This is a genomic window from Kitasatospora sp. NPDC028055, assembly GCF_040637885.1.
In the GTDB taxonomy this organism is placed as follows: Bacteria; Actinomycetota; Actinomycetes; order Streptomycetales; family Streptomycetaceae; genus Kitasatospora.
In genome coordinates, this window is sequence record NZ_JBEZXE010000042.1 from 58,819 (window position 1) to 68,181 (window position 9,363).

Annotated in this window: 11 protein-coding genes; 9 read left to right on the top strand and 2 right to left on the bottom strand. The window is 71.9% G+C overall.

Translation table 11 applies throughout. The annotated features are described in order from the left end of the window. The first annotated feature begins 28 nt into the window (after positions 1 to 28). From AB0F71_RS31245 to AB0F71_RS31280, 8 genes are all read left to right on the top strand, one after another. Positions 29 to 1,351 (top strand): UDP-glucose/GDP-mannose dehydrogenase family protein, encoded by a 1,323-nt coding sequence (locus AB0F71_RS31245; RefSeq protein WP_360241426.1) that lies wholly within the window; start codon positions 29 to 31, stop codon positions 1,349 to 1,351. A 159-nt stretch (positions 1,352 to 1,510) separates the two neighbouring features. Then, complete coding sequence (locus AB0F71_RS31250; RefSeq protein ID WP_360241429.1) at positions 1,511 to 1,960, top strand: hypothetical protein; 450 nt, start codon at positions 1,511 to 1,513, stop codon at positions 1,958 to 1,960. Positions 1,961 to 2,536: 576 nt separating this feature from the next. After that, complete coding sequence (locus AB0F71_RS31255; protein WP_360241432.1) at positions 2,537 to 3,139, top strand: sigma-70 family RNA polymerase sigma factor; 603 nt, start codon at positions 2,537 to 2,539, stop codon at positions 3,137 to 3,139. Positions 3,140 to 3,141: 2 nt separating this feature from the next. Further along, positions 3,142 to 3,849 (top strand): hypothetical protein, encoded by a 708-nt coding sequence (locus AB0F71_RS31260; protein ID WP_360241435.1) that lies wholly within the window; start codon positions 3,142 to 3,144, stop codon positions 3,847 to 3,849. Between the two features lie 63 nt (positions 3,850 to 3,912). After that, positions 3,913 to 4,080, top strand: coding sequence for a hypothetical protein (locus AB0F71_RS31265; RefSeq protein WP_360241438.1), 168 nt, complete (start codon positions 3,913 to 3,915; stop codon positions 4,078 to 4,080). Between the two features lie 44 nt (positions 4,081 to 4,124). Next, a complete protein-coding gene (locus AB0F71_RS31270) occupies positions 4,125 to 4,454 on the top strand; it encodes a hypothetical protein (protein ID WP_360241441.1) in 330 nt (109 codons plus the stop codon). Continuing rightward, positions 4,451 to 4,756 (top strand): hypothetical protein, encoded by a 306-nt coding sequence (locus AB0F71_RS31275; protein WP_360241444.1) that lies wholly within the window; start codon positions 4,451 to 4,453, stop codon positions 4,754 to 4,756. The genes AB0F71_RS31270 and AB0F71_RS31275 overlap by 4 nt, the downstream gene beginning before the upstream one ends. Before the next feature lie 51 nt (positions 4,757 to 4,807). Further along, a complete protein-coding gene (locus tag AB0F71_RS31280; RefSeq protein ID WP_360241447.1) occupies positions 4,808 to 5,083 on the top strand; it encodes a hypothetical protein in 276 nt (91 codons plus the stop codon). 108 nt (positions 5,084 to 5,191) lie between these two features. Here the strand turns inward: AB0F71_RS31280 and AB0F71_RS31285 are convergent, their stop codons facing one another. Further along, positions 5,192 to 5,410 carry a hypothetical protein gene (locus tag AB0F71_RS31285; RefSeq protein WP_360241450.1) on the bottom strand — a complete coding sequence of 73 codons (219 nt, stop codon included), beginning with the start codon at positions 5,408 to 5,410 and terminating at the stop codon, positions 5,192 to 5,194. Between AB0F71_RS31285 and AB0F71_RS31290 the strand changes: the two genes are divergently transcribed. Next, positions 5,409 to 5,825: a hypothetical protein gene (locus AB0F71_RS31290; protein WP_360241453.1), complete on the top strand. Its 417-nt coding sequence runs from the start codon at positions 5,409 to 5,411 to the stop codon at positions 5,823 to 5,825. The genes AB0F71_RS31285 and AB0F71_RS31290 overlap by 2 nt on opposite strands. A gap of 426 nt (positions 5,826 to 6,251) precedes the next feature. On the opposite strand, the gene AB0F71_RS31295 is transcribed toward AB0F71_RS31290, so the two are convergent. Further along, positions 6,252 to 8,765 (bottom strand): Helicase associated domain protein, encoded by a 2,514-nt coding sequence (locus AB0F71_RS31295; RefSeq protein WP_360241456.1) that lies wholly within the window; start codon positions 8,763 to 8,765, stop codon positions 6,252 to 6,254. Positions 8,766 to 9,363 lie beyond the last annotated feature (598 nt).

A 9,363-nucleotide genomic window follows, 5' to 3' on the forward strand; every position in this document is an offset into this window, starting at 1 on the left:
GCCCCTGCGCCCAGACAAGGACCCCTCCATGCGCGTCTCCGTGATCGGCTGTGGCCACCTCGGCATCCCGCACGCGGCGGCGATGGCCGCACTCGGCCACGAGGTCATCGGCGTGGACGTCGACCGCGACAAGGTCGCCCGCCTCAACGCCGGCGAATGCCCCATCTTCGAGCCCGGCCTGCCCGAGCTGCTGGCCGAGCACACCGCCAGCGGGGCCCTGCGCTTCACCACCGACATCACCGAGGCTGCCGCCTTCGCCGAGCTGCACTTCATCGGCGTCGGCACCCCGATCGACGCCGACGGCCGTTCCTATGACAACAGCCAGGTCTACGGCGCCATCCGCCAGCTCGCCCCCCACCTCACCACCGCCTGCACCATCGTCGGCAAGAGCACCGTCACCGTCGGCACCGCCGAACAGGTCACCGCCCTCGCCCAGCGCCTGGCCCCGGCCGGCACCGACGTCACCGTCGTCTGGAACCCGGAGTTCCTGCGCGAAGGCCACGCCGTCCAGGACACCCTGCGCCCGGACCGCATCATCGCCGGAGTCACCGGCGCCGAGGGCGAGAAGGCGATCCGCGAGGTCTACGCCGCGATCCTGGACACCGGTGTCCCGTTGTTCGTCTGCGACCTCGCGACCGCCGAACTCGCCAAGGGCGCCGCCAACACCTTCCTCGGCCTCAAGATCTCCTACATCAACGCCGTCGCGAACATGTGCGAGGCCGCCGGCGGTGACATCAGCCGCATCGTGGAGATCCTCGGCATCGACCCGCGCATCGGCGCCGGCGGAATGCAGCCCGGCCTCGGCTACGGCGGCGGCTGCCTGCCCAAGGACGTCCGCGCCTTCACCGCCAGCGCCAAGCAGCTCGGCGCCGACGACGCCGTCGCCCTGCTGCTCGCCGCCGAGAGGATCAACGAGTCACGCACCGGCGTCGCCATGGAGCTCATCACCGAAGCCCTCGGCGACCAGCACCTCCAGGGCACCCGGGTCACCGTCCTCGGCGCCGCTTTCAAACCCAACACCTCCGACGTCCGCGAATCCCCCGCTCTCGCGCTCGCGCTCGCCCTGCACCGGGTCGGCGCCGCCGTCACCGTCCACGACCCCCAGGCCGTCACCAACGCGATGCTGCGCAACCCCGAACTCGACTACACCGCCGACCTGACCGCCGCGCTCACCGGCACCGAACTGGTCGCCCTGGCCACCGAGTGGCCCCAGTACCGGCAAATCGACCCCGGCACCCTGGTGGATCTGCCCGCCAACCCGGTGCTCGTCGACTGCCGCACCACCATCGACCCCGACCGGTGGCGTGCCGCGGGCTGGAAGGTGCGCCAGCTCGGCCGCCCGAGGAAGTAGGCGACCCGGGAGGAAAACGGGGAGTGCGCAGCCTGGCGGGCCGGGCTCCCCGGCGGTTCCCGGTTACCGGGGAGGCGACGCCGAATGTGACTAGACGACTTGCTGCCCTGCCAGCGGGTCGAGCGCGTCGAATCGTCGGCCGCGTGGCTTCCTGGCAGCGTGGACACCACTCGATTCCGCTTCGCCCTGGCCGGGTACGTGGCTGATCGCTTCGACGCGCGCCGGAATCCGCCTGCCCGGTACCACCTGGCCGTCACGGCGGTGTGCGCGATGGCCGAGATCCTGCCCGACCCGCTGCTCGACACCTACATGAAAGCGGTCCTCGACGGACTCGCCAAGGACGACCAGCACCGTGGCGGGCCGCTTCCCGGCCTCGGTTTCGTCCGGTACTTCGACGGCGCCCTCTGCCGCGCGATCGGGGACCTGGACGACCGCGGGGACGGCTTCCACGAGGCCTGGCACATCGTGCTGCTGCTGCGCAGCATCCTGCCCGGCGGTGAGCTGGCCGCGTTCGTCGAGTGCGTGCAGGATGCGCTCGACCAGGCCCCGTCCGCTCCCGAGCTCGCGGAAGAGCGGCAACCTCTGGCGGCGGGCCACCCCGCGTCCTGAGCGCCTTCGCCGCTTCGTCGTCTGGTCGCAGCCCTTTGGGGGCGACGTCCCACCACCGGGGGCACCGCCCCGCGCGCCAGCCGTGCGATGTTCCCCGGAAGCCGCCCGCCCGAGCCGGTTTGCGGCCTCGCGGGCAGGCTCGGGCGAGCGCAGGATCCCCGAACAAGGGTGTTCGAAGCGGGCCGCCGCGCGGGCGTCCTGCTTCCACGTGTTGAAGGGACGGTGTGCCGGACTACCGCCGTGCGGATTGGCTCTGACCGCACAGCGACGGTTGGAGTCGGAGCCTGGCACCTAAACATCGGAATGTGACGCTCCGTAAGACTTTACCTTCGCGTCGTGAACCTTTCGTCTGTTCGAACGATTTGATGCACCTATCGGCACAGCGCGCTCATCCTCCCCAGCGGAGCGTGACCATGCGACTGGTTCCCTGACCATCGACGAAGGACCCCTCACGCCCATGTGCATCCAACCCCCCGTCCCATCGCGGCCCGCCGCCGCGTCCGTCCCGTCCTGCCCCGGCCGCTCCCGCCGGCCGCGCGGCGGCGTCCCGGACCCGGCCACCGGGGAGGCGTCGTCGTGACCGAGCCACCCACCGCCGACACCGCCGGCACCAGCTCCGGCGTGGAACTCCCCATAACACTGGAGGGATTCCAGAGGCTCCACGCCGACGCGTACTTCGACTACGCCTACGCCTGCCTGGGCGACGCCCACCTCGCCCAGAAGGTCGTCAGCGAAGCCTTCCTCGAACTCGCCGACTGCTTCGACGAGATCCTGACCTACCCCCAGCCCGCCGCCACCGCCTGGGCCGCCATGCGCCACCTGGTCGAGGCCGAACGCGAGCTCAAGGACCGCCTCGACGAACGGGTCGCCTTCTCCGTGGCGCTGCGCCTGGAGTGGGAACCGTGGCTGGACGACCTGGACGCCGTCACCACCGGCATCGACGGGCTGGAGGCGGGCATGGCACTCGGGGAGGCCATCAAGGGTCTGTCGGCGGCCAAGTTCGACGTGATCGTGCTGCGCTTCGTCGTCGGTCTCAAGGTGGCGGGCGCGGCGCAGGCCATGGGCACGGACGAGGGGACGGTGAAGTCCTTGACGACGCAGGCCCGCACCAGGCTGGAGGCCCAGCTCCGATCCCGCCGGCTCCTGCGACCCGGCACCACCACGAAGGACCAGGAGTGACAGTGACAACTCGCGAGGACGGACCTCTCCCCAACATCGACTTCCTGCTCAACGCCGCGGGGGTCCAGCCCGCCGACCTCCCCCGCTACGACATGGACGCCGGCCTGCGCTACGTCGCCGACGGCCTGGCCGCCCGCAGCGACGAGCGCGCCAGCGTCTCCGCCGCCCAGCCGCTCCCGGGGTCGGCGGGCATCCACGCCGACGCCCGCCGCGATCTGCGGGCCCTGGACACGATCGTCATCAACGAACCCGGAGCCTGGGAGAAGGTCGAGACCCTTATCTACGACTGGGAGCCCGGCGGCGCCCTGATCTTCGGCTGTCTCCTCGACCTCTCCGAGCGCAACCACTCGGCCACCTGGTGGTGGATGTTCGCCGCCGGCGCCGGAAGCCACCTCGCCGCCTACTGCATGTACCTGCACCACCTGCGCCGCGGCGAGCTGCGCGACGCCGAGCACTGGTTCCACCAGGCCGCCTGCCTGGAGGACGGAACCATCGTCCCCATCGCCCCCAAGGTGCCCGACCTGCCCGGCTACGCCCGCCTGGCCTCCCGCCTGGCCCCGCCCGTACCCGACCCGGCCGGCCTGCCCCGCCCCCACCGCGCGCTGCGCGAGGCGGTCAACGGCCTGCCCCGCGAGGACGAGGCCGCCGGCCTGCTGAGCCTGCCCACCGACGCCATCGCCGACCGGCTCCAGGAACTCGCCTCCCACTGACCCGCCCGCCGCCGCGCCCGCACCGAACCGGCCGGGCGCGGCCACCCCTGACCGGAGAACCCCGTGAACGCCACCGCCGTCGACCCCGCCGCCATCGCCCTGGCCACCTCGGCCACCGGCTACCTGCTCACTCTCACCGCCCTCGCGATCACCGCCGTCGCCGCCCCAAGCCCCGCCCGCCGCCGTGAGGCCCGCACCGTTCTCGGGCTGCTGCTCAAGCGCAAGCCCTGACTCCCTGCAGCAAATAGGAACGCGTGTTCGATTAAGCTGGAGGTGTGACCCGCGCAGCCCCCTTCTCCCGCCCCCGCCCCGGCCACCCTGAGCACCGGCCCGGGGACGCCGTGCCGGCGCCCCGGACGCTGATGTCCGGCCCGGGCCGTTGCTGGACCACGGAGCCGCGCTGGCGCTGGGCGGAGATCCGGCTCGGCGGCCACTGGCGGCCGTGCCGCATCGAGTCCTGGCGCCTGCACCAGGGCTCCACCACCTGGGTCGCCCTGGTCCGCTGGGGCAGCGGACCGGACGACTGGGGCTGGTACCTCCACCACCCCGACACGATCCGCCGCACCCAGCAGCCCACCGACCCCGACGGCCCGGCGAGCTGGTGAACACCGGCAACGACAGCGAGGGCGCGGCCGCCGACCTCGCAGCCGCCCTCGACGCCTTCACCCACGCCGCCGCCCCCGGCCCTGGTCCCCACGCGGGCACCGGGGCCGGGGCCGACATCTGGCTGACCATCGGCACCCCCTACGACATCGAACAGCGCACCCTGCGCCTGCCCGTCGACGTCGCCGACTGGATCACCGAGCTGCTCCACGACGAGACCCGGAACCTAGAGGCTGGCCGCCCCGGCGAATCCGGCGGCCAGGAGGACGGCCAGAACGAGGATGTCGAACCGGCCTGGTGGTGACTTCGCGAACCAGCCCGCGTGGTGTCGGTGGCGGCTGGGATGCTGGCCGGCATGGACGATGACGAGGTGCTGCTGAGAGGCCGGGTCTACGGGGCGGACCACGGGGCCCCCGATTCTGGTCCGCTACCCGGCCGTTCCTACCGGGAGCTGGTCGGCGGCCCGCTCGACGGCCTTCTCCTGGACGTCACCGGCTGGGACGCCGGGGACCTCGCCGATGGCGCGGCGCTGATGACCGAGCTCGGCCGCTACGGCGGTGGCGGGCGGGCGCACTACGAGCCCCGGGCCGCCGACCCGCGCCGCTGGGACTGGCAGGGCGACACGCCCTGACGCCGCCCGCACCAACCCGCCCGCCATCGGGCTGCCCTGCGGCGGAGACTGGGCGAGCCTGTCCGCACCCGAACCCCCGAGCGGGCGTGGACCGGCAAGCCAGGACGGTCAACGCCAGAGGACCTCGACGTGCTGCGCCAGGTACGTCAGCAGGAAGAGGAACACTCCGGCGCACGTGTTCGACAGCATGGAGCCGCTCATCCGGCCCGGATCGCGCCAGGCGAAGGCGTAGGCACCGCCGCCGAAGTTGAGGACGTCGGCTCCGCGCTCGCACGTGGCTGCTACTACGGTGACGTGCAGAGCCCCCACGTTCGAAGGATCGTTCATGCGCCCTGCCCGTTTCCAGCAGCTCCTCCTCGATGCCGCCGCCACCCTGCCGGGCGCCACCGCGAAGCCGTTCGAGGACGGCGGCCGGCACCCGTACGGCATCACCGTCAACGCGGCCGGGCGCAGCAGCCGCTGGCAGATCGTGGTGGTCAGCGCCCCCGGCGAGAAGTGGGACGCGAAGTCGGACCCGGCACCGGTGCTGGGCGACAAGCCAGCCGGGCCCGCGATGCCCGCCGAGCTGGGCGACCTGGCCGCCGTCGAGCACGCCCTCGTCGCCGCCCTGCTCGCCGCGGACCCGGGCGAGATCGCAGCGGTCGACATCTACTCGGCACGCCCGAACCCGCCAGCGGTCGGACATGGCACCACCTTGGACCTGCACGACGGCTCGCGGATGTTCATCAACCACGTCCGCTGAACGTACGCTGCGCCCCACCCGGGTGCGGCGCAGCGGTGTGATCAGGGTGCAGGGGATCCGCCCGTTGCCCCTCCCCACGGCACCGAGCCGGCACGGCGCCGCCTAACGGGGCGGCCGGCCCGTTCCGGCCGTCCTGACCGTGTCCGGCTCCGGCCGGGGTTGCGTGAACGGTGCGCTGGACTGTTGCACCGGAGGTCGCTCCCCATGCTCGGCAGTCAGAGGCGTCCGGGCAGGTCAGTGCCGGTGGGCAAGCCGGTCGGCCGGAGCGACACCTCTTCCCCCGCAATAGCGCTGGGAAGAGGCCTTTGCATCCATCGGCCCGGGCCTGGCACGGCACGGCTCCGGCCGGACGGCCTTCCAATGCCTTCTCGGGGCACCCGCAGCGTACAGCCGGACACGAAACACCGAACCCGAGCGGGGCCGGACCTACCAGGCCACCCCCAGGGCCTCCAACTGCCCGAGCTGCTCCGGGCTGAGCTTGTCACGGCGGGCCTTCTGGTTGTTGAGCCAGGTGCCCAGCGACGTCCCGTCCTCCTTGTGGGTGCGCGGGACCCGAGCGTGCCCCTCACGCTCGACGAAGGCCGCCAACGCCGCCAGGCCCTGAGCGAACCGGTCGGCCCGCGACACCTTCCGCCGGGCCGCGGCCGCCACCCGCGCGGCGGCCAGCTCCTGGTCCTCCTCGATGCCGATCGCCGTGAGCAGGTCCTGCTGCTCCTGGTCGAGCGCGGCGAAGCCAGCCCGCTGCGCCCGAACCCACCGGCCGAGTTGCTCGCCCTCGAACTCCGTCTCCACGGGCAGCTGCGCCCAGTCGACTCGGCCGTCCGACTCCAGCCACCACTGCCGGGCCACCGCGTACGAGCGCTGCCAGGTGATCGGCCAGCGCGGGCACCACCACGGGTCGATCTCCTCCAGCGCCGCCCGCCGCTCCGGATCCAGTGCCCCCGGCTCGCCCGCGGGCACCTCGGCCGCCGCCCGAAGGCCGGCGAGCCAGGCCCCGATCGCGTACCCGCCGACCGCGGCCCGCGCCGGCGCCGCCAGCGACCCGCCGTGCTCCTTCGCCCAGACCCGCGCCCAGTCCAAGCCGGCCTCGAACCGCGCGTCCGAGACGGACCAGATCATCCCCAGCGCATCGAGCATCTCGACCCGGTGACGCGCCAATTCACCGTGCGCGTATTCCACCCGGCGCTGCGTCAGCCATTCACCAAGCCGGAAATTCCCGTTTTCCCCGACCCGCGCGGAATACGGAACATCCAGCCCGCCGGTCTCCTCGTACCACCGCCGCGCGTGCCCAAGCCCTTCACGCCAGAGCTGATTCTCACCCGTCAGCACCCGGGTGGAGATGAACAGCGCCAGCACGTCCGAGCCGACCGGCGACTGGAACCGCACCGGCAGCGAGAACGACGGCGAACCCTCACTCACACCCGGCGCCACCTGTGCTTCCGCGCTACGACCGGTGGTGCGCCTGCCGGACTTCTGGGGCACGGCCAGGGCCTCGACCACGCGCGCGTCGTGGCTGCGGATCGCACTGAGGATCTTGACGAGCGGCGAATACGAGTCCGACTCCAGAATGTCACCGGGCTCCTCACCGGGCTTGAGGAAAACCGGCACGATCAGGCTGGCGGTCTTCCCCTCGTCGGGCTTCATGCGTAGGGCCCGGCCGATGGCCTGGACGATATCCACCATGCTGCCCCTGCCTTGGAGCAGCACCGCGTCTGCATTCGGGATATCGACGCCCTCGCCGAGCACCTTGCAGTTCGAGAGCACGGCGTGCGCCAGTCCCTCGTCGTCCTCGGCCGTCCCGAAGCCCCGGATGGTCTCCTTTCGAAAATCCACCTCATGCTCACCGGAGAGCCACTGCGCCCAGAACTCCTCCGGGTATTTCGCCGGGTTTTCGATGTGCAGCCGGTCAACGGCCTGGTTCAGCGTCTCGGAGAAGTACCTGGCCTCGATCGTCCGGTTGTGGAAGGTGATGACCCGTCGGAGCTTCCGCTCCACGATCGTCTTCACCAGCCCGGCCTGGATGGCGGCGATCCGCTCGGCCGGCACCTGGTCCTCCTCGCCGTCCTCGGCCTCCCCGACCCCGGGCCCCCACGGCACTGGCTGCTTCTTGGCCGCCTCCCGGTCCGCGCCCGGGTCGCGCAGCTCCAGCACCACCACCTCGAACGGCGCCAACAACTTCCGGTCGATCGCCTCCGCCAGGCCCAGGGTGACCACCTGCGGCCCGTAGATCCGCTGGTCGTCCATCGAGCAGGCCAGCTCCTCCGGAAGCGGCTGCAGGGCCCCCTCACGCCGCCGCATGCCGGCCTTCGGCGGCGCCCACACGCGCGGCGTCGCCGTCATGTAGAGCCGCCGCAGCGCCGGGATCCGGTCGTTGTCGTGGACGACCGTCCAGGTCTTCTCCGCGTGGCCGGAGGAGCGGTGCGCCTCGTCGCAGACCATCAGCTCCACCGGCGGCAGCGCCTGGCCGCGCTCGGCGTAGTAGTCGTAGGCGTCCTCCACGGCCCCCGCCGAGGAGTAGGTGGCGAACAGCGTCAGCGGCCGGCGCTTGCGGGCGGCCTGCTCGATCCACCAGCCGATCTGCCGCCCGCCGGTGCTCGCCCGGACACCGAACGGCAGCTCGCCCACGGCCAGCGAGCACACCGCGTGCATCTCCCCGGCCCGCCCGCCCCGCCGCCATTCCCGGATCATCTGCACCAACAGGTCCAGCGTGGGCACCACGACCAGGACCACGCCGCGGGGCGCCAACTTCTGCCCGGCCGCCGCCCCCACGAAGCTCTTGCCCGAGCCCGTGGCCATCTGCGCGGTCACCCGCAGCCCCGCCGGCGCACTCTGCCCCGGACGCAGCGTCAGGCCCCGCACGATCGCCTCCAGCGCCTCCACCTGATGATGGCGCAGCGTGATCTCCTCGGCCTCCTGATCCTCCGCCAGGAAAGTTTCCACGCTCACAGACAAATTCTCCCCTCGAATGCCCCAGGCCGGAGCCGGGATCTGACAGGAACTGCTGACGGTGCGTTCTGATACATTCACCGGCCGGGCCGAGAGGCCAGAGCGGACGGGAATCAAAGCCAATGTGCAAGCGGCTTCCGGTAGCCTATCAGTCACCCCGGAGAAAAACCGGGAAATCCCCGAAAGGCCGGGGGCGGACCCCGCTTCCGGCAGGGTTTCCTGACAGGCTCCAACTGATACACTGGTCACCATTGCTCACCCTCCGAGGGTAGCGCACCCCGCCCGCCACCCGCCTTCGAACGGGAGGGGCTAGACCAATCTGGAGGAGTGAAGCCGACCCGCACACGCCCCCCGACGCCCACCCCTCCCCCAGTCAGCCCGTTGTGAGATCAGCCATTTTCCCTGTTCAACTGGTTGACCGCGCCTCAGCCTCACGGGCCGCCGGAGCGAAGCGGAGCGGCCCGACCCGAGCGCGAAGCGCCGGGCCCACCCGGGCGAAGCCCGGGTGCGGACACGCGGAGCGGGTCCGCCGCCTGACCGAAGGTCAGGCGCGAACGGAGGGCCGAAGGCCCGTAGGGACCCGCTCCGCGGG

What these genes read in the sequence shown, in the direction of transcription:
- AB0F71_RS31290 (WP_360241453.1), top strand. Translation starts at nt 5,409, where the DNA reads ATGCGCCCTGCCCGTTTCCAGCAGCTCCTCCTCGATGCCGCCGCCACC.
- AB0F71_RS31245 (WP_360241426.1), top strand. Translation starts at nt 29, where the DNA reads ATGCGCGTCTCCGTGATCGGCTGTGGCCACCTCGGCATCCCGCACGCG.
- AB0F71_RS31280 (WP_360241447.1), top strand. Translation starts at nt 4,808, where the DNA reads ATGGACGATGACGAGGTGCTGCTGAGAGGCCGGGTCTACGGGGCGGAC.
- AB0F71_RS31285 (WP_360241450.1), bottom strand. Translation starts at nt 5,410, where the DNA reads ATGAACGATCCTTCGAACGTGGGGGCTCTGCACGTCACCGTAGTAGCA.